Here is a 24182-nt window from a genome sequence, read left to right as displayed (position 1 = left end):
TTTATATCATGAAAATATTGTTAATAGAAGACGAAATAGAATTACAAAAAAGTATCAAGCAATATCTAGAAATGGAAGGTAATGTTTTAGAAATTGCGTCTGATTACAGTAAAGCGGAACAGAAAATATCGCTTTATGATTACGATTGTATCTTGGTAGACATCACTTTGCCTAATGGTTCTGGATTGGATTTAATCAAGGAAATAAAACTAAAAAAATCTAAAGCTGGGGTTATTATTATTTCTGCAAAAAATTCACTTGATGATAAAATTTATGGCTTAGACCTTGGTGCAGATGATTATTTGCCAAAACCTTTTCATTTATCGGAATTGAATTCTAGAATTAAAGCGTTAATCAGAAGAAAAAATTTTGATGGAAATCTCGAAATTATTGTCAATGAAATTAAGATTTTACCCAATGAAAGAAGTGTTTTCGTAAATGACAAAAATGTAATTCTAACTTCAAAAGAATATGATTTACTATTGTATTTTATTGCCAATAAAAACCGAGTAGTTAGTAAAAATGCTTTGGCTGAACACCTCTGGGGTGATAATGCGGATCGATTGGACAATTTTGATTTTATATACAATCACGTTAAAAATTTACGTAAAAAACTACTCGAAAAAAAGTGCGAAGATTACTTGCAAACCATTTACGGAATAGGTTATAATTTTAAAACACAAGAATGAAGTTACTTGCAAAAACCAGTTTGTATTATTTACTAATGAGCATTCCGATTTTAGTATTATCGGGATTTGTATGTTATTATGTTATTACTAAAGAAGTTAAAGATAGTAATAATGAATTATTGCTTAATCGAGAAATTCAAGTTGAAGATTATTTAAAAAAAAATGACACTATTTCTTTGCTGCTCATTACAAAAAGTAAAGAAGCTCAAATCAAAAAAATTAGTCATCCATTTGTAAAAAAAGAAACCAAAAAGATCTTTACAGATACTTTAATTCTTGACAAAGCAGAAAATGAAATGGCAATAAATAGAATGATTACATCTATTGTTAATGTTAGTAACAGTACTTATCAAGTAAAGATTTGGCGGAGTACGTTAGAATATGACGAATTATTTGATGGAATAATTTATTTGTTAATTCTTATTTTAGGCTCTCTTTTTTTAATTTCCATAATGTTGAATTTTTGGATTTCAAAAAAATTATGGAAACCTTTTTATACAACACTTACTAATTTAAAAACTTTTCGAGCCAGCGATAATGAAATTCCAGAATTCGAAAAAACGACTATCAAAGAATTTACAGCATTGAATAAATCGCTTAATAGTATGATGCATAAGATGATTGCGGATTATAATACTCAAAAGAAATTCACAGAAAACGCATCACATGAAATACAAACCCCGCTGGCAGTAATAAAATCAAAGGTCGACTTACTTATTCAGTCCGAAAATTTAAATGCAAATGAAGTTGAATTAATAGTCGCGATTGATGATGCTTGTTCTAAATTGACTCGGTTAAATAAATCATTATTATTACTAACTAAAATTGAAAATAGGCAGTTTATAACAACTGAAAAAGTAGCTGTTGAAAAGATATTAGATTCTTCTTTATTACTATTTGAAGATTATATAAATGAGAAAAAAATAAGTGTAATTAAAAATATTGAAGCAGATTATTTGATAAATATGAATCCAGATTTATGCTTAATATTTATTAATAATATAATTCAAAATGCCATAAGACATAACGTTGTGGAGGGAAGTATAATCATTTCGATTAAATCGAATGCTATTGCAATTGAAAATACAGGAATATCAGAACCACTTAATATGGCGCTCCTTTTTAAACGGTTCCAAAAAAATTCTAACTCGCATTTATCAATAGGTTTGGGTTTAGCCATTGCAAACGAAATTGCTGTAACAAGTGGATTGATTTTTAAATATAAATTTATTAATAATAAACATCGTTTCACTGTAAGGGTTAAATAAAAACTGATTTTCAATTGATTACGCATAGAATTAAAATAGAATTGTGTTTTAAATTTGTACTATAAAAAAACAGTTATAATTAACTTTTAAATCTAAAACTATGAAAAAATTATTGATGATTATGTCAATTGTATTAATATACAGTTGTGCATTTGCAGGGACTCCACCAGAAGCAGTAAAAAAAGCCTTTCTTAAAAAATTCTCAACAGCATCCAAAGTAAGTTGGGGTAAAGAAAGCCCAAAAGAATGGGAAGCAGAATTTACCTATGAAGGAAGTAAGGTATCTGCAAATTTTTCAGAAGACGGAACTTGGTTAGAGACTGAAAGAGAAATTAAAATTGACAATTTACCAAAAGGAATATTAGAATCAGTAAAATCTAAATATAGCGATTGGAAAATTGCCGAAGTTGATAAAACAGATAGTTCGAAACACGGAACAATCTACGAAGTAGATTTAAAAAAAGGAATGAAAAGTAAAAGTCTTGCTTTTAAAGAAGATGGTACAAGTATTAAAGAATAATTTTTGATTTACAATTCATGAAGTAAACAATTATAGAGAGCTGGGTTTTAAATCCAGCTCTTTGTCGTTTAGTGGCCATAGCCAGCCAAAATAGTATTTCAATTTATAAAACGCATAACTTTTAAATCAAATAAAATTAAGAATGTAAAAATAACTTTAGCGTTAGTAGTTACTCTTTTAGTATCACTTAACTCTTGTAAAGACAAGGAAAAAAACGATAAAGAAGAACAAAATGAAGCGCTTACGGAACAAAATATAAAAACAGAAAATCCTCTAGAAATTACGGTTAATAAAGAAGGCAAAATCGCAGTAGATCAATTACCTGTTAATGTTGCTGATTATGTTGCTAAAAATCATTCTGGATACGAAATAAAAAATGCAGGACACCATCTTTGTGTTCTGGTAGCGATGCAATTGATGTCGTTATTACCAAAAAGGGCAGTCCAAATTATTCCTTAATATTTCTTCCAGACAGAACTTTTGTACAATTAGAAGAAGATATAGCTATCAGCACAGCACTATCCAAAATAATAGAAGTAATAAAAACAAACTATTCCGGTTACAAAATAGCACCTCAAATAGAAAAACTGACATTGGCGAACAACTCCACTCCATACCTTTTAGATATTTCCAAAGATAAAGTGACAAAAGAAGTTATTTTCAATGAGAATGGTACAATTGCATGTGAAAATTAAAATTTTTAAAAACTGAATTACTACCATTTTAACATAGAATTAAAATAGAATTCTATTTCATCTTTGTCATATAAAATTATTTATAATTAAATTTTAAATAGATAAAAATGAAAAAAGTATTTTTAGTAGTGGCAATAGTTTTCAGTGCAACACTATTAGCTCAATCAGAAGAAAATTCTAAAAAAATAGTAGTCCCAACAGATGTAAAGGCGGCTTTTTCAAAAGAATTCCCGAACAATATAGCAAAATGGGGAATGGAAGATGGTGGATATGAAGCAGAATTTAAAATAAAAGGTAGCGATGCTTCTGCTGTATATGACAAAAAAGGACATCGCAAAGTGCTTGAAATTGCTATTAAAACGGCTGAACTTCCAGTAAATGTATTGGAGTATTTGAAAAAAAATTATGCTTCAAATAAAATTACCGAAGCTGCAAAAATTACAGATGATAAAAATACAGTTACCTACGAAGCAGAAATTGGAAAAGACGGAAAATCGTATGATGTATTATTTAATTTTAACGGTAAATTTATAAAAATAGTAGAAGGAGATTAATTAATTCTTAAGTAAAGGGCAGCATTTATTTGTTGCCCTTTTTCTATATAATAATTAAAAACCTAAACTAATGAAAAGAATAACTCTTGTCGCATTACTATTTATTGGTGCATTTTTTAATGTGTCTGCCCAACAAAATGATACCATTCAAAAAAACAATTATTTACGTGTTTTTTTAGATGGAGCTTCCGAAAGTGAAAATTATATTAAGGTAAAACTATGGTATATTGATTACGTTCGAGATCGAAAGCAATCTCAAGTACATATAATTATCAATTCGCAACCCACAGCTTCAGGAGGGTTGCAATATAATATTCGGTTTTTAGGACATGAAAAATTTGAAAACAAAAATGATACTTTACAATATATAGCAAAAGTTGAAAATAGCAACCGCGAAAATCGTGATGAATTAACAAATGTCATTACAATGGGGTTAATGCCTTATTTAGCCTCAAACGGACAACAGAAATATATGGCTTTTGATTATACTGATAAAACTAAATTAGTAGAACAAAGTGTTGATAAATATAAAAATTGGGTTTATACCGCAACAGCAAATACTTTTTTGAGTGGTGATAAAGTTTCCGAAGTTTTGTCTGCAGATGGTTCATTTAGTGCAGCTCGAATTACAGACCAGTGGAAAACACGTTTGACTGCAGGATTAAGTTATGGAAGTAATAATTACGAAACTACGACTTATAATTTTACTGGAAAAACGGTAATCAAAAATCTAAAAGGATTAATAGTAAAAAGCATCGATGACCACTGGAGTATAGGATTAGAACCCGCATTTTACGCTTCAACTTATAGTAATGTAAAATCACAATTCTCTATTGCACCAGGGATAGAATATGATGTTTTTCCGTATTCTCAATCGGTAAATGATTTATTTACTTTTAAATACAGACTTCAACCCCTTTATAATACCTACATAGATAACACTTTTTTTAATAAAACAAAAGAGTTTTTATTCAATCAAATTGTTGATGTTACCTACACTCATATTGCTCCTTGGGGGAATATATCTTCAACGCTTACGGGTTCTGATTATTTAAACCATGCAAAAGCTTATCGAGTGGATTTAGTCAATCAAGTAAATTTTAGAGTAGCAAAAGGATTGTTTTTTAATATAACGGGAAATGCCTCCTTAATCAATAACCAACTTTCTTTGAGTTCGGTTAGTTTAACTCCAGAACAAATCATTTTAAAACAAAGAGAAACACTGACTAATTTTAGTTATTCAATGCAAGTCGGGGTACGCTATACGTTTGGATCTATTTTCAATAATATCGTAAATCCCCGCTACGAGGGGGGTGTAACTATTGACAATGAAATATCAACGAAAGGCGAAACAGCCGATTAAATTTAATTTGAATGAAAAATATAATAAATAGTATAGTTTTAATTCTTTTTGCATTATTTTTTGCCAATATTGCAAAGGCACAAAATTTTGATATCAATGAGTTACGTGAAATTAATCTTGAACGCAACAAAACCTTAGATCCAACCTTTAAATTAATAACCAATTCTGCCTCTCCAATAAGTATTGCAGCACCTTTATTAATTTATTCAGTTGGATTGCTAAATAAAGATGTTGATTTAAAAAAGAAAGGAATTTTTATTGGAGAAACATTCTTAGTAAATGCCGTTATTACTACAGCTCTTAAATATGCTGTAAAGAGGGATAGACCATTTGTCACCTATCCTGATATTGAGAAAATGTCATCTGGAGGTAGTGGTTCTTTTCCCTCCGGCCATACTTCTGAGGCTTTTGCTACGGCAACATCTTTGAGTCTTGCGTTTCCGAAATGGTATGTTATAGCACCATCATTTATCTGGGCCAGTGCTGTTGGCTATTCTCGAATGGATTTAGGAGTTCATTATCCTAGCGACGTTGCTGCCGGAGCAATTATAGGTGCTGGTTCAGCATATCTTTCTTATAAACTGAATAAATGGATTAATAAGAAAAAGCAAAAGTCAGTTTTGTTTGATGGACAAAAGGAATAAAAAAAACGAGATTTAAGTTAATATAAAATTCAAATTCTGATATTTACACATTATAAAAAATGATCCAATGAAAAAATTACTTTTCCTTTTATTAATTGGTTTTAGTTTTGCATCTGCAATAAGTCAAAACTACACCATTTCAAAAAAAATTAAAATTGCTGGTGATGGGGGCTGGGACTATCTTGCAGTCGATGATGTAAACCAACATTTATTCGTTTCACACGGAAATGTTGTAAATGTAGTCGATTTAAAAACAGATCAAATAATGGCTACGATTCCAGATACTAATGGAGTACACGGAATTGCAATCGCCAATGATTTGAATAAAGCATTTATTTCAAATGGAAAGGATAATTCGGTTTCAATAATTAATCTAAATACATTTGAATTAATTGAAAAAGTGGCCATCGATGGTAAAAATCCAGATGCCATATTATATGATACCTTTTCAAAAAAAGTGTTTACTTATAATGGAAATTCCAGCGATGCAACGGTTTTAGATGCAGTATCAAATAAGGTTATAAAAAATATTCCGCTAGGAGGAAAACCAGAATTTTCAGTAACGAATACCAAAGGCTTGATTTATGTGAATATCGAAAATACAAACGAAATTAAAACTATCAATGCCACTAAATTAATTGTTACTGCAACTTGGAATATAGCACCAGGCGAAGAACCGTCTGGACTTGCAATTGATTTAGTAACAAATCGATTATTTTCTGTTTGCGGAAATAATATAATGGTTGTTGTTAATGCTTTAAATGGTAAGATAATTAAAACCTTACCCATAGGTGAGGGCTGTGATGGTGCTGCTTTTGATGCTAAAAAGAAACTTGTTTTCAGTTCTAATGGAGAAGGTACAATTACGGTTGTAAAAGAAGAAAACGAAAATCTTTTTTCTGTTCTAGAAACAGTACAAACGCAAAAAGGAGCCAGAACAATTGCTTTGAACAAAACAACAAATCAATTGTATCTTTCCACTGCTAATTTTGGAGAAAAACCAAAACCAACAACTGAAAATCCTAAACCGAGAGCAAGTCTAGTTCCAAATTCTTTTGTAGTTTTAGTAATTGATAAGAAATAAACGATTTATTTTGTATAAATTTAACCAATGAGATCAATCTTTTTAATCCTTATTTTTTTATTTGCAGCTAAGTCTTTTTCACAAGAAAAGGACTTACTTTTTTATATTGAAAAGGCCCAAACCAATTCCCCTTTACTAAAGGATTTATCCAATCAAATTCAATCTAATACTATAGATAGTTTACTAGTTAGAGCGACTTATAAACCATTGGTTTCAGGTAATCTAAATGCTTATTTGGCTCCTCATCATAATGGTTTTGGTTATGATACTGCTTTAAGTAATGGTCAGTCAGTTGCTGGTTTGGTAGGAATTAATCAAAAAATAATTGGAAAAGGGATTGCCAATTCACAGGCAGAAACATTCAAAATTATAAAGGATGGTTTAGTATTGAATAAAAAAATTGCAGTTAAGGATTTAAACAAAGCTATAATTTCCCAATACATAACCGCTTTTGGGAGTGCCGAGCAAGTAGATTACAATCAAAAAATGGCAGCTTTACTAAAAGAAGAAGCTGAAATTTTGAAAAAACTCACTCAAAATTCGATTTATAAACAAACCGATTATTTGATTTTTATTGCAACATTAAAACAACAAGAATTACAAGTAATGCAACTAAAACAGCAATATCAAAATGACTTGGGATTACTCAATTATTTATCTGGAGAGACTAGTACTACTTTTGTCAATTTAAAAAAACCAGAAATTGCTTTGAAAAGTATTCAAAAAGTAGAAACTACTCTTTTTGAAAAACAATTTGAAACCGATAGTTTGAAAATTAGCAATCAAAATAAATTAATAGATAACAATTATAAACCAGCACTTTCATTATTGGGTGATGCGGGTTATATGTCCAGTTTTGCTAATCAAGGATATAAAAATTTTGGATTTAGTATTGGGCTTGGATTGTCAATTCCTATCTATGACGGAAATCAGAAAACATTATTACATCAAAAAAACGAAACGGCTTTGGCAACCAATTTGGCTTATAAAAACAATTTCTATAAACAATACCAGCAACAGTTGTTGCTATTACATGAGCGCTTAAAACAAATAGTTGAAATTAAAGATCAACTGCAATCCCAGCTTCAAATTAGTGATGCACTTATCGAAGCCGATAAAAAACTATTGCTTTCTGGCGATGCTCAAATTACTGATTTTATGATTGCTATTGGTAATGTAATAAATATCAACAATACTATTTCGCAAAATACAATCAATACACTTCAACTAATTAATGAAATCAATTATTGGAGTTCAAATGACTAATACTATGACTAAATTTTTCTTTTTTTTGATACTGATTCCTTTGTTATTTATTGCATGTAAAAAGAATGCGGTGGACGAAAAACCAATTGATGTCAGTATTCCGGTAACGATTACTTCTATAGATACAACTGGTATTGAAAATACAATTGAATTGAATGCCACAGCAACATACCTGGTTAAAAATAGTATCAAAGCGAATGCTACAGGCTATTTGAGTTCAGTTAATGTAGCAATAAATGATTTTGTAAACAATGGTGCCACCTTGTTTTCTATTAAAACTCGAGAGTCAAAAGTGTTGGGGAACACCATAAATAAGATGGATCCTAGTTTGAATTTTGGTGGAGCAATTAGAGTGCATTCCAACACAAGTGGAATAGTAACAATGGTAAATGTACAACAAGGCGATTATGTTCAAGATGGCGATCCATTGGTAACAATTAATGACGCTAGTAGTTTTGCACTCGTATTAAGTTTGCCTTACGAATTAAAAAAATATATTGCTGTTGGACAACAATTGAAAGTTGCTTTGCCTGATGGAAGTTCGAGAATGGCTACTGTTCAAAAATTTTCACCCACAGTTGATGCGAGTTCACAAACGCAAAATGTGGTTTTGAAAATAAATGGGAAGCGAGATATTCCTGAAAATTTAATTGTAAAAGTAAGGATCAATAAAACAGCTAATACTGCAACCATTTCGTTGCCAAAAGCAGCAGTTTTAAGCGATGAAACCCAAACGGATTTTTGGATTATGAAATTAATCAATACCAATACAGCTATAAAAATACCAATTGAAAAAGGAATACAAACTGAGGATAGAATAGAAATCATTTCACCAATTTTGACCAAAGAAGACAAAATATTACTAACCGGAAATTACGGTGTTGCCGATACGATCAAGGTAAAAGTGATTAAGAAATAGTCATCATTATTCAATATTTAGTGGTCAGTAATCAGTTTTCTGGTTAATGGTATGTTTTCAGTTTAGAAAACTTTGAATGTATTTAGTTTAAAAAAAACTTAGCAACTTTGTGCCTTTGTGGCTAAAACAGTGGTTAAAAAAAAATAAAAATGAACAATTTCTTCGTAAAACATAAAAACGGATTAAGTGCTATTATCTTCCTAATTATTTTAGGTAGTTTTTTTGCCTATTCGAAAATGCAAACAGGTTTGTTTCCAGAAATAACCTTTCCGAAAATAAAAGTCATTGCCGATGCAGGTCAACAACCTGTCGATAAAATGATGATTACGGTTACTAAACCGTTGGAAAACGCCATTAAAAAAGTTCAAGATTTAAAAACCATAAGAAGTACAACCAGTAGAGGAAGTTGCGAGATATCCGCTTATATGGACTGGAAATCGGATATTGATTTGAGTAAAACTCGTATCGAACAGCAAATCAATCAAATTAAAAACAACCTTCCTCCTGATACCCAAATTACGATTGAAAAAATGAATCCTTCGATTCTTGCCGTAATTGGTTATTCTATTGAAGGCAATGGGAAATCGCCCATTGAGTTGAAAACAATTGCCAATTTTACGATAAAACCCTTTCTTTCTCAGATTGATGGTGTTTCAGAAATTAGAATTATTGGAGGTAAAGAAAAAGAATATTGGTTATCTATTGATAGTGATAAAATGAGTGCTTTGGGTATAACTCCAGATGCTATATCACAAGCTTTAAGTCAAACTAATTTTATCAAATCGAACGGTTATTTATCCGATTATCGTTATATGTATTTAACCATTACCGATGCTCAAGTTGATAAGAAAGAAGAAATAGAAAACATTGTCATTCGGAACAACGGAAAAGGAATTACAACCTTAAAAGACATTGCTGCTGTAGAAATTAAAGAAGCAAAAGAATACATAAAGGTCAATGCGAATGGCAAAGAAAGTGTTTTAGTCGCTGTAATGAAACAGCCCAATGCCAATTTGATTTCCCTTACAGACGAGATGGATAGCAAGATTGTCGAATTAAAAAAAATACTACCCAAAGGAATTACTTTAAAACCTTTTTATAAACAAGCTCGTTTTGTAAATGATGCGGTACGAAGTGTTACCGATAGTTTACTAATAGGATTGTTTTTGGCTATAATTGTTGCTGTTTTGTTTTTAAAATCGGCCAAAGCCAGTGCAACAATATTGATTATTATTCCGGTAACTTTAGGATTAACATTGATTGTTTTGTATTTAACAGGACAAACCTTTAACATTATGACTTTGGGAGCTATTGCGGCTGCTTTAGGACTAATCATTGACGATGCAATTGTTGTGGTCGAACAAATTCACCGAACCCATGAAGAACACCCGGAGGAACCTACAGTAACGCTTTTGCAAAAAGCAATTCACTATTTATTTCCAGCTATGCTGGGTTCTTCCATCAGTACGATTGTGATTTTTATTCCTTTTGTTTTAATGAGTGGAGTAGCGGGCTCGTATTTCAAAGTACTTACCGATACGATGATTATCACTTTGGTTTGCTCGTTTTTTGTGACTTGGTTGTTGCTTCCTGTGGTCTATTTATTGCTTTCGAAAAAAGACAGAATTATTATAGAAACAAATAAAATTTCGGAAGATCATGAAGTGAAAACCCAAAACTGGGTGTCTTATTTTATTGGTAAACCTTTAATTAGCATTAGCTTTTGTATTGTTTTAATACTTTCAATTGTTGTTATTTTGCCTCATTTAGAAACAGGTTTTTTACCTGAAATGGATGAAGGAAGTGTAATATTAGATTACGAAAGCCCACCAGGAACTTCACTAGAAGAAACGGATAGAATGTTGAACGAAGTAGAGAAAATTATCATCAAAATTCCCGAAGTAGCAGCCTACAGTCGCAGGACTGGTACACAAATGGGGTTTTTTATTACCGAACCCAATCGTGGGGATTATTTAATCCAATTAAAGAATGACAGAAAAAAAACCAGTAATGATGTGATTGATGAAATTCGTGCCAAAGTAGAAGCGACCCAGCCTGCATTGCGAATTGATTTTGGTCAAGTTATTGGAGATATGTTGGGCGATTTAATGAGCTCGGTTTCACCTATAGAAGTCAAAGTGTATGGAAACGATCAAGCTCATTTGCATAAAATCGCAAAACAGGTTGCTGCAATTGTTGAAAAAGTAAAAGGGACTGCAGATGTTTTTGATGGAATTGTTTTGGCTGGACCAGTTATTAATATTCAACCCAATTATATCCAATTGGCACAATATGGCATTACACCATCCGATTTGCAATTTCAAATGCAAACTGCCCTCGAAGGAAATGTGGTAGGAAATTTATTGGAAAACGAAAAACAAACTCCAATCCGATTGATTTATGCCAACGGTAAAAAAAGAAGTTTGGAAGACATTAAACAACTCAAAATATTTTTACCCAATGGACAAGCTATTCCTATTACAAGTTTAGTAAGTATTTCAATCGAAAAAGGAGTTGCTGAGATAGAACGGGAAAATCTTCAAATGATGAGCGTTGTAACAGGTCGATTGGACAATCGAGATTTAGGAAGTGTAATGAAAGAAATTCAAACTAAGGTTACCGCTCAAATTCAATTACCGAGTGGTTATTATATAGAATACGCGGGAGCTTATAAGGACCAACAACAATCTTTTAAAGAGTTGTTAATGATCTTAATCGCTTCCTCTTTGTTGGTTTTTGGTGTTATCTTATTTCTTTTTAGAGATTTCCGAGTAGCATTTGTAATATTGTTAATTTCTGTTTTAGGAATTGCTGGAAGCTACCTTCTGCTTTTCATAACACACACTCCTTTGAACGTTGGGAGTTATACTGGAATTATTATGATTGTTGGTATTATTGCTGAAAATGCCATTTTTACTTTTCTGCAATTTCGAGAAACATTCAAATTAACACGTAACGTCAATACGTCAATTGTATATTCTATTTCAACTCGACTACGACCAAAATTAATGACCGCTTTAGGAGCGATTATTGCCCTTTTGCCTTTAGCAATTGGTATTGGAACTGGATCTGAATTACACCAGCCATTAGCCATTGCTGTTATTGGTGGTTTCCTAATTGCTTTGCCTTTATTACTAATTGTTTTGCCGAGTTTGTTAGCTCAAGTTTATAAAAACGAAAAACATTTTAAACATTTCGATTTGCATTTAATAACAAATGAAGATGAAGACACATAGTATCTGCCGACTGTTTTTTAAACTCTTGTGTTTTACTTAATTTTGGGTTACAAAATTTATTACATATCTTTGTTTTTTTTGGAGGTGTTTTTATACTACTGCTTGCAAATTTTAATAGTATAATTTTTTTGAATGAATATAATAAGCTCTCTGTTTTCTATTTATTTAATAGTACTTTCATGTTTGCCTTGTGCAGACTTGGAGGCAAACAGTGCAGTTCATTCCTCTCTGGAAAAATCATTAATAGCGGACAATCATTCCCACGAAAAAAGCAGTGATACCTGTTCCCCTTTTTGTATCTGTAACTGTTGTGGATGCCAAGGTTATACATATAATATTATTTATACGCACATTTTTTTTTCTACTAAAACTCTAATAGACAAAAAAACACCAGAATACAAGTCAATACTTACTTCCAATTTCTACGGAAGTATTTGGCAACCGCCACAAATAGCATAATGTTGCCTGTCTCGATAGTTATCGGGATTCGGGTAAATGAGTTGTGGGCTTTTCCACACAAAAATAAAAGAAGACAAGAAATTGTCTAATTTCTCATTCATTATACTATCAAGATGATTAATAAAATCGTAGCATTTTCTATAAAAAACAAACTCATTGTTGGGTTATTTACACTTGTACTTATTGGGTACGGTATCTTCCAATTTACCAAATTACCTATAGATGCCGTTCCTGATATTACAGACAATCAGGTTCAGGTTATCACTTCTGCTCCTTCATTGGGCGCAACCGATATTGAACGGTTGATTACATTTCCAATCGAACAAGTCAATAGTAATATTCCAGGACTAAAAGAAATTCGTAGTTTTTCCCGTTTTGGTTTATCAGTGGTAACCATTGTTTTTAATGATGCAACTGATGTGTATTGGGCGCGTCAACAAGTAACAGAAAGATTAAATGCTGTTAAAGACGAAATTCCAACGGGCATTGGTTCTCCAAAATTAGCTCCTGTAACCACAGGTTTGGGCGAAATTTACCAATATGTAGTTAGACCAAAACCTGGTTATGAGAAAAAATACGATGTAACCGAGTTGAGAACCATCCAAGATTGGATAGTTCGCCGTCAATTATTGAGCGTTGAAGGTGTTGCTGAAGTGAGTAGTTTTGGTGGGAAACTAAAACAATATGAAATTGCGATTGATCCTAATAAATTACATTCGTATAACATTACAGTTGCGGATGTTTTTACAGCTTTAGAAAAAAACAATCAAAATACTGGCGGTGCTTATATCGAAAAAGGGCCAACTGTTTTATACATTAGAAGCGAAGGTTTAATCAATACTATCGAAAATATTAAAGACATTTCTATTAAAAACTTCAATAGCGGAAGTCCTTTATTTATTCGTGATGTAGCCGAAGTTCGTATTGGTAGTGCTATTCGTTACGGAGCAATGACTTATAACAAAAGAGGTGCTCCATCAGAAGAAGTTTCAGGTGCAGTGGTGATGATGCTAAAAGGTGCGAATAGTAATATTGTTATCAAAGACATTAAAGAAAGAATTGAACAAATTAGTAAAACCTTACCGGAAGGAGTAATTGTTGAACCATTTATAGACCGTACTAAAATGGTGAATAATTCTATTTCTACTGTTGGTAAAAATCTAATTGAGGGGGCATTAATCGTACTTTTAGTATTAATCTTTTTTTTAGGAAATGTAAGAGCTGGTTTAATAGTGGCTTCAGTTATACCATTGGCAATGTTATTTGCAGTGATACTTATGAATTTGTTTGGCGTAAGTGGAAATTTAATGAGTTTAGGGGCGTTAGATTTTGGACTAATTGTAGATGGTGCCGTAATTATTGTTGAAGCCTGTTTGTTTAGTTTGCACAGTCGAAAGCAAGGAGCGATTTCTCAAATCGAAATGGATAAAACTGTTTTAGAAACTTCAGTAAGAATGCGGAATGTTGCTGTATTTGGAGAGCTAATTATCCTGATTGTTTACATTCCAATTTTTACATTACGTGGTATTGAAGGAAAAATGTTTTTGCCAATGGCACAAACAATTGCTTTTGCATTATTTGGTGCTTTTGTTTTGTCATTGACCTATATACCTATGATGACAGCTTTATTTTTGAATAAAAAAATAACACACAAACAAAACTTTTCAGATAAAATGATGTTGAAATTAGAAAATTTCTATCAGCCTCTATTGGAAAAAACATTAGCCATTCCAAGAAAAATAATCGGAACTACATTGGTTTTATTTGTTTTAGCAATGGTTACACTTTCATTTATGGGTGGCGAATTTATGCCCTCTTTGGAAGAAGGTGATTTTGCAGTAGAAACAAGGGTTTTGCCAGGAAGTAATTTGCAAACATCCATGAATGCCATTTCGCAAGGGGCAAAAATCTTATTAGAAAAGTTTCCGGAGGTAAAAAAAGTAGTGGGAAAAACAGGAAGTAGCGAAGTGCCAACTGACCCAATGCCCATTGATGCTAGTGATATGATGATCATTCTAAAAGACAAATCAGAATGGACATCAGCCTCAACTTTCGATGAATTAGCAGCAGAAATGGCAAAGGAACTGGAAGCTGTTCCCGGTGTTTCTTATGGTTTTCAATATCCAGTTCAAATGCGTTTCAACGAATTAATGACAGGCGCAAGACAAGATGTTGTTTGTAAAATATTTGGAGAAAACCTTGATACATTAGCTTTATACGCCAACAAATTAGGAAGGATTGTAAATACTGTTGAAGGAACTTCTGACCTGTATGTGGAAACAGTTACAGGAATGCCACAAATCGTTATTGACTACAATCGTCCTGCAATTGCACAATATAATTTGAATATCGAAGACATTAACAAAATAGTAAATACCGCTTTTGCAGGACAAAGTGCTGGATTGATTTATGAGGGTGAAAAACGATTTGATTTAGTAGTTCGGTTGGCAGGAGAAAAAAGAAAAGACTTGACAGATGTTCAAAATTTATTAATTCCAACGCCAAATGGTATGCAAATTCCGTTATCGCAACTAGCCAATGTCGCAATTACCGAAGGTCCAAATCAAATTCAACGTGAAGATGCCAAACGTAGAATTATAGTTGGCTTTAATGTTCGAGGTCGCGATGTTCAAAGTATTGTAAGCGAATTACAAAACAAGGTCAATTCTCAAATCAAGTTCCCAGCAGGATATTACCCGACTTATGGAGGTGCTTTTGAGAACTTAAACGCTGCTAAACAACGCTTGATGATTGCAGTTCCAATATCTTTAATACTCATCTTTATTTTATTGTTTTTTGCTTTCAAATCAGTAAAACAAGGATTATTAATTTATTCAGCTATTCCATTATCAATGATTGGTGGTATATTCTTTTTAGCAATGCGTGGAATGCCTTTTAGCATCAGCGCAGGAGTTGGATTTATTGCTTTATTTGGTGTGGCTGTTTTGAATGGTTTGGTTCTAATAGCCGAATTCAACCGCATCAAAAAATCAGGCGAAACCGATTTAAAAGCAATTGTGCTTGAAGGTACCAGAATACGTTTGCGACCCGTTTTAATGACAGCACTTGTGGCATCATTAGGTTTTTTGCCAATGGCATTAAGTAATGGTTCAGGTGCTGAAGTGCAAAGACCTTTAGCAACAGTTGTAATAGGTGGTTTATTAATTGCAACTTTCTTAACTTTATTTGTTTTACCAATTTTATACATTATGTTCGAAAAAGGAATTAAATTAAAATCAAGAAAGCTAAAATCGATTTCAACAATCATCGTGTTGGGAATGTTTTTCTCCTTTCAAAATGGAAATGCACAAGAAAAAATTTCAATAGATAAAGCCATTGAAACCGCATTGCTAAATAATCTAACGGTTAAAAACCAAAAATTAAATTCAGATTATTTGCAAAAAATGACCAAAACGGGCTATGATATTTCCAACACAGGAATTACTTCAGAATATGGACAGCTTAATGGTTTTGTAAATGATATTAAAATTGGAATTTCGCAAAGCATTAAATTTCCAACGATTTATTCTCGACAAAAACAGCTTTTAATAGAAGAGGCCAAAACTGGCGAATGGAACGAAGCTTTACAAAGAAAAGAATTGACCAAGCAAGTTACAATCGTGTTTTATGAAATGGTTTATCTCCAAGAAAAAGAAAAATTATTGCTTAAAAGCGACCGTATTTATTCCGAATTTTTAAGAAAATCAATACTCCGTTTCGATAAAGGAGAAAGTAACATTTTAGAAAAAGCTACAGCAGAAAACCAATCAGGACAAATAAAAATACAATTGCAAGAATTGCAAAGCGATTATAAAATACGCCAAATGCAATTCAACTATTTGTTGAATGACGATAAATATTTCATGCCAGTTTGGGATAAATTCAAAATAACTTTCGACGAAAAACTGGATGAAAATACAGTGGTAAATCTGCCAAGCATAAAACTAAAGGAACAAGAAGTAAATATCAATAAAGCCGAAATTGCATTAGAGAAATCTAAGAAAATGCCTGAATTAATTGGTGGTGTATATTGGCAGACTTTCAAAACCAATACCTCTTTTCAGGAAAACTACAATGGTGTTTACGGTCAGTTTGGTGTTTCATTTCCGTTATTCAATACAGCATTAAACAATAAGAGAAAGGCATTAGAGATAGACACTCAAATTGCAGAAAATAATTTGAGTTATGAAAAATTAAAGATTAAAAGCCGCTATCACGAATTACTTCAGCAATACAAAAAAAACAAAGAAACGATTAACTATTATGAAATCAAGGCATTAAAAAACGTAGATTTAGTTACCAATGCTGCTAATGATAAATTTATCAATGGTGATATTAACTATCTTGAATGGGTAATGTTGATTAACCAAAGTACTGAAATTCAAAGTAATTATATTGAAGCGGTTAGAAAAGGAAATGAGATAATTATAAATTTAATGACCTTAACATCAAAATAATATGAAATCACCAATTCACAACCCTAGCTTTAGCGAACAGGTAAAGCAAATCCAAAATAAAAATAAAAAAGCTATGTTTAAAAAGATATTCATCACCCTTACAGTCCTTTTATTCCTTATTTCTTGTGGAAATAAAAAATCTGAAGTAGAAACAACTGAAAACCTAAATATTGAAAACACTACGACACTTACCGATGCACAAATCAAAAATGCAGGTATTGAAACAGGTAAAATCGAGCAAAAAGAAATTTCAGAAACACTAAAACTAAACGGAAAAATAGAAGTACCACCTCAAAATTTAGTATCTATAAGTGTACCAATGGGAGGTTATTTAAAAAGTACTAAACTTCTAGAAGGAATGCATGTTGCTAAAGGGGAAGTCTTGTGCGTAGTAGAAGACCAACAATACATTCAATTGCAAGAAGATTACTTATTAGCAAAAGCAAAAATTGGGTATGCCAAAGCTGAATTTGAACGTCAAAAAGAACTGAATCAAAGCAAAGCTAGTAGTGATAAAGTATATCAACTGGCACAAGCCGAATACAATTCACTTACTGTTAAGGTACAATCCTATGGCGAAAAACTAAAATTTGCAGGGATCAATCCAAAAAATGTAACTGCAAAAAATATATCAAAAAGTATTAATGTTTATTCACCAATAAGTGGTTATGTATCAAAAGTGAATGTAAACATTGGAAAATATGTAAATCCAAGCGATATTTTATATGAAATTGTAAATCCAACCGATATTCATTTAGCGCTGACCGTTTTTGAAAAAGACATCAATAAATTAGCAATTGATCAATCGGTTATAGCTTACACCAACACCAATCCAGAAAAAAAATATCCTTGTAAAATCATTTTAATTGGAAAAGATTTTTCTGAAAACAGGAGTACCGAAATGCATTGCCATTTTGTCAATTATGATAAAAGTTTGTTGCCAGGAATGTATATGAATGCTGAAATTGAATTAAAAAGTCAAAAATCAAATGTATTACCATCAGCTGCCATTGTTAGTCATGAAAACAAAAATTATGTTTTTGTTACCAAGGCAAACAAGCAATTTGAAATGAAAGTAGTTACGACAGGAAATAGTAAAAATGGATTTACTGAAATTCTTTCAGACGATTTGAATGACGCTAATATTGTAATAAAAGGGGCTTATTCACTTTTAATGAAAATGAAAAATGTAGAGGAATAAATAAAACTTTTTTCAAACGAATGTTACACAGTTAATCTTCATAAAAAAAAAGAATTTAATCGCTACAAAAGTCTGATTTAAAGAATGTAAGGTTTGGTAATTTCTACCATTGCATAAGCAGTAATTTAAGAAGTCCTGTTATTTAATGTCCGAATTGACCAAATAGTAGCGGAGTTGAAAATTAATAATAAAAAACATGAAAGACCAACATAAAAATGACGAAAATGGCAAACAAATTTGCTGCGCATTAAAAGAAAAACCAAACAAAAAAAATGATATTCAAAGTGGTTGTTGCTCATCTCAGAATGAACTCAAACATTCTGACGATGATGGACACTACCCTTCAGCAGACGACCGCACTACATTTCAAATGTTCTTACCAGCGATCATAAGTTTTACACTACTAGTTGTTGCTATTGCTTTTGACAACTATTTTACACCAAATTGGTTTACCGCTTCGATAAGAATAGTTTGGTATAGTGTCGCCTACATTTCAGTAGGTTTTCCAGTGCTAAAAGAAGCTTTTGAAAGTATCCGTAAAGGAGAAATATTTTCAGAATTTTTACTAATGGGTATTGCTACAATTGGTGCATTTGCTATAGGCGTATATCCCGAAGGTGTAGCTGTAATGGTATTTTATGCAATTGGTGAAATTTTTCAAACTTTGGCAGTTCAAAAAGCCAAATTAAATGTCAAATTATTATTAGATCAAAGACCAGATACCGCAATTGTAATGGAAGGCGAAAATGCGATTTCTAAAAAAGCAACTGAAATTACTATTGGAGAAGTGATTCAATTAAAACCGGGCGAAAAACTAGCATTAGACGGGAAATTACTTTCTGATACAGCCTCGTTCAACACAGCGGCACTAACAGGTGAAAGTAAACCTGATGCCAAACAAAAAGACGAAACGGTTCTTGCTGGAATGATCAATTTGAACACAGTTGTTCTCGTAAAAGTAACTGCTGAGTACACTGACAGTAAATTATCTAAAATTTTAGAAATGGTGCAAGAAGCAACAGCTAAAAAGGCACCAACCGAATTATTCATTAGAAAATTCGCCAAAATATATACGCCAGCAGTAGTATTTTCGGCTATTGCCATTTGCTTAGTTCCAATGCTGTTTGTCGAAAATTACAACTTTAACGATTGGTTGTACAGGGCATTAGTCTTTTTGGTGATTTCTTGTCCCTGTGCGCTGGTAATTTCCATTCCATTGGGCTATTTCGGCGGTATTGGAGCAGCAAGCAAAAACGGAATTTTGTTCAAAGGGTCTAATTTTCTAGATATAATGGCAACTATTAAAGTGGTCGTTATGGACAAAACAGGTACATTGACCAAAGGTGTTTTCAAAGTTCAAAAAGTAGTTGCCGTCGAGATTCCAGAAGCTGATTTAGTAAAATATATAGCAGCTTTAGAAACCAAATCCACACATCCGGTAGGAACAGCAATCATCGAATATGCAAAAGGTTCAGAAAAAAATGTATCCGTAACCGATGTCCAAGAAATTGCAGGACATGGACTAAAAGGGAAAGTGGATGGAAACGAAATCTTAGTTGGAAATGTAAAACTAATGAATAAATTTAATATCAGTTATGATGCAGAAATCGAGAATATCCCTTTTACGATTATCGTCATTGCCATCAATCAAAAATATTCCGGCTACTTTTTGATTGCCGATGAGATTAAAGAAGATGCAAAAGAAGCTATAACAAGTTTACACAAGTTAAATATCAAAACGGTAATGCTTTCAGGCGATAAGCAAGCTGTTGTTGATGCTGTTGCCAACGAATTAAATATCGATCAAGCTTATGGAGATTTGTTGCCTGAACACAAAGTAGAAAAAGTCGAAGAATTACTATCGCAAAACCTAAAAATAGCCTTTGTAGGCGATGGTGTCAATGATGCGCCAGTAGTTGCACTTGCCGATGCCGGAATTGCAATGGGTGGCTTGGGAAGTGATGCTACTATCGAAAGTGCTGATATTGTCATTCAAAATGACCAGCCTACAAAAATTTTTACAGCCATAAATATTGGTAAAAAGACCAAGCAAATCGTGTATCAAAACATTGGTTTAGCATTTGCAGTAAAAGCAATTGTTCTTGTTCTTGGAGCAGGAGGTTTAGCTACTATGTGGGAAGCTGTTTTTGCTGATGTTGGAGTGGCTTTATTGGCTATTTTAAACGCTGTGAGAATACAACGAATGAAGTTTTAATTGCTTCTACAATTAAAATAAATAATTATTACTTTATATTGATTCCATGTTTTTTGTTGATATGTATATTAGTTATGGCCTCGCTTTTGCTTAAATCCAGAGGCTAAGCGTTAAATTTTCACCCTCATAAGAAGTGGATTTGAATACAATGGAATTGTGGATATTAATTTATATAAAAAAATGAGTCCCTTTAATTAGGACTCATTTTTTTTATTATGTTATTTCAACTTAATTTTATTTTTAACCAATTGTTTTTTCTACATAATCGGAATTCAAAAGATAAAGACCACCCATATATTGAATTTTAAAAGGGACATAATCACCTATTTTATAGTTTACTTTAGAATTTGAAATATCCATTACCATCATATCAGAACTGGCATCTATTACAATTATTTCGCTGTCTTCAGCTTCGATATATTGCGGTTGCATGTCTAATAATCCAATATCCAAAATGGCACGTAATGAAGTGCCTCCAAAACTCTCTACACCACTCATGGAAAAAGTGTTTCCTGCTACATTTTCTCCAATTTCTCCAGTTGGCATATTGGGTTTTTCGGTAATTTCAATAACTTGTGCATAGAGTTTAAAGACATCATTATGCATTCCTTCAATAGTTCCGCCTGTAAAAAGATCTTTGCCAAAGAATAAGGCATCACCAATTCGAAAATGATTTACTGCCATGGGACGTGCGTTTTTTAGAATCAAAGGAATTGCAACAGAAGTCCCTCCAGAAACCCAAGGGATTTGTATGTTAAATTTGGCTTCAATAAGCTGTTTGTATAAGCTTAGCTGAATCAATTTATCTTGAGTTGGCATTACGCCACTTAGACAATTGAAGTTAGTGCCAATCCCTCGGATTTCGATATTTGGCATACATAATATTTTTTCATAAAAGGCAATTAATTCATCACCTATTACACCTTCACGTAAATCACCCATTTCAATCATAATGATAATTTTATGAGTTTTGTTTTGCTTTATGGCTTCTTCCGAGAGTAATTGTATGGTGTAAATTTCGGTATTAAAACTGACATCAGCATAACTAACAATTTTTTCAATATTCCGTTTTGCAGGCGGTTTGATATAAACCGTTTGAATATTTGGATCTAATTTTTTAACTTTTTTTAAATTACTAATTCTAGAGTCATGAATTTCTCTAGCTCCTAGGGCTATAATTTCTTTGAGATATAATGTGTTTCCACATAACATTTTTGAAACAACACCCCATTCAATACCTCTTGATTTAAATATAGTATCTAGAAAAGCATAATTCTCTTCTAATTTCTGTCTGTTAAGTTCGATAAAAGCCATTATTTTATAATTTTGCGTGGAATTGTTTTAGAAATTCGGGTTAATAATTCATAGTTAAGTTGGTTGCTGAAATCACTGAAAGACGCAACCGAAATAGATAAGTCTTTTTGTGTTCCTATTAAAACAACTTCATCTTCTTTTTTTACTGTATCGACTTCTGTAACATCAACAGAAATCATATTCATGTTTACTGAGCCAACCACAGTACAGGGCTGACCATTGATAAGAACTCTGCCTTGATTACTCAAAGAGCGACTATATCCATGAGCGTACCCAATAGGTATTACTGCAATTTTCATTTTTCTTTTTGCTAGATAACTGGTTCCATAGCCGATAAAACTGCCTGAGTTAATTTTTTTTATACTCATTATGGTACTTTTCCATGTAATAACTCGTTCTAATGGATTTGTTTTATCCTTTTTAGAGTTTAAAAAACTGGCGAAAACTTCAGGACTTGGCCATAATCCGTATTGCATAATTCCAATTCGGACTAAATCCATTCTGGTTTCCGGGAAAATAATAGAAGCGGCAGAACAGGCAGAATGTCTCATCTCAGGTTGAAGATCATTCGTGCAGAAGTATTGATAAATTTCTTCAAATTTTTTGATTTGATGGTTTACCCGATCATAATTCTCCAAACTTTCAGCTCCAGCATAATGAGTACAAAGTCCTTTGAAAAAGAGGTGCTCTTTTTCTTTCTTTAGAATAGCTAACACACTTTTTAAGTCACTTTTTTCGAAACCTGTCCGATTCATTCCAGTTTCTACTTCGATATGAACAATGGCTTTTCTTTGGAGCTTTTCAGCTATTTTTTGAGCTTTAGTTAATCGATTTTTGTCAAATACAAAAAACTCAATAGCATTACCAATTACCCATTCCATGTCTTCGTCCTTTACCAAACCCATAACCATTATGGTAACTTTATCTTGCAGTGCTGCAAAAACTGCTTTCGCCTCTTCCACATCAAAAACGGAAAAGTGAGTCACGCCATATCCATAAGCCATCGTTACAAATTCGCCTATACCATGACCATAAGCATTTCCCTTGACGACCGAAGAAAGTGTTATTTTATCTCCAAATGTTTTTTTTAGAAAATCAATATTGGTTTGATATGCTTTTTGGTTTAGTTCTATAAGTGAATTAGTATGCATCTGTAATTTGTTTGCTTATTTGATAAAAAAGGGACTCTCCAGTTTTGATTATATCGTCGGGAAAATCATAATCAGGATTGTGCAAAGCGGCTGTATTTTTGCCTGAACCTAGACCAAACATGGCACCAGAGAAATGCTGCGTAAACAATCCAAAATCTTCACCCCATGTAAAAGGAAATTCTTTTTCTAATAATTCGAGATTATTACTTTTTGCTGCATTTCTAATATAGTTTACTGCAGTTGCATTATTTTCATTCGCTTCAAAACTTTGTATCCAATTAATACTAGAGTCTAAAAGATATTCATTGGCGACAGCCTGAGCAATATTTTCTAAAGTTACTTTGTTCATTTTCATTTGTAAATTACTGTTACTTCTAACCGTAAAATGGACTTCACCAGCTCCTGCCGAAACTCCATACGCTTTTTTGCCCATTGTGATGTAAATAGGGGTAATGAGACAATGATCTTCTTTTGTAATGTCCGCTTGAATTTTAGAATTAAATTGATTAATAATTGCCGCAATTGCTAATGCAGGGTTTATTCCTTTTTCAGGTTCTCCTGCATGGGCTGTTTTTCCTTTTAATTTGATTATAATACTACTAACTGCACAGGTGAAAGTATCGTTTTTGACTACAATTTGATTTTTTGTAAAATCAGGCAAATTATGTAAAGCAAATACAAAATCGGGTTTTAAAGCTTTAAATTTTGAATCGGAAATTACTTTTTTAGCGCCTTTTCCATCTTCTTCAGAAGGTTGAAATAATAAAATAACGGTACCAGATTTAGGTTTGTTTTGATACAATTTGGTAGCCAATCCGCATAAAATAGCCATATGACCATCATGTCCGCATTTATGTGAAACTCCATTATTAATGGATCGATGTTCAAAAGTATTGATTTCCTCAATGGGCAATGCATCCAGTTCACATCTAAATAAAACAGTTTTTCCAGTTTTTTTTCCCTTATAAATTGCAATAATTCCTGTTGTTCCAACTTCAGTTCTAATTTCATCTGGCGAAAAGTTTTCAAGAAACGAAAGGATTCTTTTTGCTGTATTAAATTCCTTTCCAGATAGTTCAGGATGTTTATGTAATTCCCTTCGTAATTTGATAACAGATGCTATATGTAGGTCTAAATTTTCCATTTT

18 protein-coding genes are annotated in these 24182 nt (G+C 32.2%); 15 read left to right on the top strand and 3 right to left on the bottom strand.

The annotated features are described in order from the left end of the window. Window positions 1-8: 8 nt before the first annotated feature. From E0F76_RS12655 to E0F76_RS12585, 15 genes are all read left to right on the top strand, one after another. Window positions 9-689 carry a response regulator transcription factor gene (locus E0F76_RS12655; protein ID WP_132006552.1) on the top strand — a complete coding sequence of 227 codons (681 nt, stop codon included), beginning with the start codon at window positions 9-11 and terminating at the stop codon, window positions 687-689. Further along, entirely contained in the window at window positions 686-1957 is a 1272-nt protein-coding gene (locus tag E0F76_RS12650; RefSeq protein ID WP_132006549.1) for a sensor histidine kinase, read from the top strand. The genes E0F76_RS12655 and E0F76_RS12650 overlap by 4 nt, the downstream gene beginning before the upstream one ends. Window positions 1958-2057: 100 nt before the next feature. Further along, entirely contained in the window at window positions 2058-2477 is a 420-nt protein-coding gene (locus E0F76_RS12645) for a PepSY-like domain-containing protein (RefSeq protein ID WP_132006546.1), read from the top strand. Window positions 2478-2869: 392 nt separating this feature from the next. Continuing rightward, window positions 2870-3172, top strand: a complete 303-nt coding sequence (locus tag E0F76_RS12640; RefSeq protein ID WP_132006543.1) for a hypothetical protein — start codon at window positions 2870-2872, stop codon at window positions 3170-3172. A 107-nt stretch (window positions 3173-3279) separates the two neighbouring features. Further along, window positions 3280-3726 (top strand): PepSY-like domain-containing protein, encoded by a 447-nt coding sequence (locus tag E0F76_RS12635; RefSeq protein ID WP_132006540.1) that lies wholly within the window; start codon window positions 3280-3282, stop codon window positions 3724-3726. Between the two features lie 70 nt (window positions 3727-3796). Continuing rightward, window positions 3797-5089, top strand: coding sequence for a hypothetical protein (locus E0F76_RS12630; RefSeq protein ID WP_132006537.1), 1293 nt, complete (start codon window positions 3797-3799; stop codon window positions 5087-5089). An 11-nt stretch (window positions 5090-5100) separates the two neighbouring features. Then, window positions 5101-5733, top strand: coding sequence for a phosphatase PAP2 family protein (locus tag E0F76_RS12625; protein WP_132006534.1), 633 nt, complete (start codon window positions 5101-5103; stop codon window positions 5731-5733). Between the two features lie 67 nt (window positions 5734-5800). Next, on the top strand, window positions 5801-6817 hold the full coding sequence (locus E0F76_RS12620; RefSeq protein WP_132006531.1) for a YncE family protein: 1017 nt from the start codon (window positions 5801-5803) through the stop codon (window positions 6815-6817). Between the two features lie 27 nt (window positions 6818-6844). After that, window positions 6845-8083: a TolC family protein gene (locus E0F76_RS12615; RefSeq protein WP_132006528.1), complete on the top strand. Its 1239-nt coding sequence runs from the start codon at window positions 6845-6847 to the stop codon at window positions 8081-8083. Then, window positions 8052-9002, top strand: coding sequence for an efflux RND transporter periplasmic adaptor subunit (locus E0F76_RS12610; RefSeq protein WP_132006525.1), 951 nt, complete (start codon window positions 8052-8054; stop codon window positions 9000-9002). Before E0F76_RS12615 ends, E0F76_RS12610 begins: the two co-directional genes overlap by 32 nt. Before the next feature lie 149 nt (window positions 9003-9151). Next, window positions 9152-12238: an efflux RND transporter permease subunit gene (locus E0F76_RS12605; RefSeq protein WP_132006521.1), complete on the top strand. Its 3087-nt coding sequence runs from the start codon at window positions 9152-9154 to the stop codon at window positions 12236-12238. Window positions 12239-12370: 132 nt separating this feature from the next. Beyond that, complete coding sequence (locus E0F76_RS19980) at window positions 12371-12697, top strand: DUF6660 family protein (protein ID WP_132006519.1); 327 nt, start codon at window positions 12371-12373, stop codon at window positions 12695-12697. A 113-nt stretch (window positions 12698-12810) separates the two neighbouring features. Further along, entirely contained in the window at window positions 12811-17154 is a 4344-nt protein-coding gene (locus tag E0F76_RS12595; RefSeq protein WP_132006516.1) for a CusA/CzcA family heavy metal efflux RND transporter, read from the top strand. A 73-nt stretch (window positions 17155-17227) separates the two neighbouring features. Beyond that, window positions 17228-18355 carry an efflux RND transporter periplasmic adaptor subunit gene (locus E0F76_RS12590; RefSeq protein WP_132006513.1) on the top strand — a complete coding sequence of 376 codons (1128 nt, stop codon included), beginning with the start codon at window positions 17228-17230 and terminating at the stop codon, window positions 18353-18355. Window positions 18356-18551: 196 nt separating this feature from the next. Beyond that, window positions 18552-20570, top strand: coding sequence for a heavy metal translocating P-type ATPase (locus E0F76_RS12585; RefSeq protein WP_132006510.1), 2019 nt, complete (start codon window positions 18552-18554; stop codon window positions 20568-20570). Between the two features lie 240 nt (window positions 20571-20810). Here E0F76_RS12585 and E0F76_RS12580 read toward each other — a convergent pair whose 3' ends face one another. From E0F76_RS12580 to E0F76_RS12570, 3 genes are read right to left on the bottom strand one after another with little or no spacing between them, the layout of a single operon-like run. Further along, window positions 20811-21884, bottom strand: a complete 1074-nt coding sequence (locus tag E0F76_RS12580; RefSeq protein WP_132006507.1) for an alanine/ornithine racemase family PLP-dependent enzyme — start codon at window positions 21882-21884, stop codon at window positions 20811-20813. Beyond that, complete coding sequence (gene alr, locus E0F76_RS12575; RefSeq protein ID WP_132006504.1) at window positions 21884-23035, bottom strand: alanine racemase; 1152 nt, start codon at window positions 23033-23035, stop codon at window positions 21884-21886. The genes E0F76_RS12580 and alr overlap by 1 nt, the downstream gene beginning before the upstream one ends. Beyond that, window positions 23025-24179, bottom strand: a complete 1155-nt coding sequence (locus E0F76_RS12570; protein WP_132006501.1) for an amidohydrolase — start codon at window positions 24177-24179, stop codon at window positions 23025-23027. Before E0F76_RS12570 ends, alr begins: the two co-directional genes overlap by 11 nt. Window positions 24180-24182 lie beyond the last annotated feature (3 nt).

The organism is Flavobacterium cellulosilyticum (assembly GCF_004349355.1).
Taxonomy (GTDB): Bacteria; Bacteroidota; Bacteroidia; order Flavobacteriales; family Flavobacteriaceae; genus Flavobacterium; species Flavobacterium cellulosilyticum.
The sequence above is the reverse complement of the archived record's forward strand: the minus strand, read 5'-3'. Positions and strand labels throughout refer to the sequence as shown.

Excerpts from the sequence above, each read along its gene's own strand:
- E0F76_RS12630 (WP_132006537.1), top strand. The coding sequence starts at position 3,797 with ATGAAAAGAATAACTCTTGTCGCATTACTATTTATTGGTGCATTTTTT.
- E0F76_RS12605 (WP_132006521.1), top strand. The coding sequence starts at position 9,152 with ATGAACAATTTCTTCGTAAAACATAAAAACGGATTAAGTGCTATTATC.
- E0F76_RS12570 (WP_132006501.1), bottom strand. The coding sequence starts at position 24,179 with ATGGAAAATTTAGACCTACATATAGCATCTGTTATCAAATTACGAAGG.
- E0F76_RS12645 (WP_132006546.1), top strand. The coding sequence starts at position 2,058 with ATGAAAAAATTATTGATGATTATGTCAATTGTATTAATATACAGTTGT.
- E0F76_RS12580 (WP_132006507.1), bottom strand. The coding sequence starts at position 21,884 with ATGGCTTTTATCGAACTTAACAGACAGAAATTAGAAGAGAATTATGCT.
- E0F76_RS12620 (WP_132006531.1), top strand. The coding sequence starts at position 5,801 with ATGAAAAAATTACTTTTCCTTTTATTAATTGGTTTTAGTTTTGCATCT.
- E0F76_RS12655 (WP_132006552.1), top strand. The coding sequence starts at position 9 with ATGAAAATATTGTTAATAGAAGACGAAATAGAATTACAAAAAAGTATC.
- E0F76_RS12615 (WP_132006528.1), top strand. The coding sequence starts at position 6,845 with ATGAGATCAATCTTTTTAATCCTTATTTTTTTATTTGCAGCTAAGTCT.
- E0F76_RS12590 (WP_132006513.1), top strand. The coding sequence starts at position 17,228 with ATGTTTAAAAAGATATTCATCACCCTTACAGTCCTTTTATTCCTTATT.
- E0F76_RS12635 (WP_132006540.1), top strand. The coding sequence starts at position 3,280 with ATGAAAAAAGTATTTTTAGTAGTGGCAATAGTTTTCAGTGCAACACTA.
- E0F76_RS12610 (WP_132006525.1), top strand. The coding sequence starts at position 8,052 with ATGAAATCAATTATTGGAGTTCAAATGACTAATACTATGACTAAATTT.
- E0F76_RS19980 (WP_132006519.1), top strand. The coding sequence starts at position 12,371 with ATGAATATAATAAGCTCTCTGTTTTCTATTTATTTAATAGTACTTTCA.
- E0F76_RS12595 (WP_132006516.1), top strand. The coding sequence starts at position 12,811 with ATGATTAATAAAATCGTAGCATTTTCTATAAAAAACAAACTCATTGTT.
- E0F76_RS12585 (WP_132006510.1), top strand. The coding sequence starts at position 18,552 with ATGAAAGACCAACATAAAAATGACGAAAATGGCAAACAAATTTGCTGC.
- E0F76_RS12625 (WP_132006534.1), top strand. The coding sequence starts at position 5,101 with ATGAAAAATATAATAAATAGTATAGTTTTAATTCTTTTTGCATTATTT.
- alr (WP_132006504.1), bottom strand. The coding sequence starts at position 23,035 with ATGCATACTAATTCACTTATAGAACTAAACCAAAAAGCATATCAAACC.
- E0F76_RS12650 (WP_132006549.1), top strand. The coding sequence starts at position 686 with ATGAAGTTACTTGCAAAAACCAGTTTGTATTATTTACTAATGAGCATT.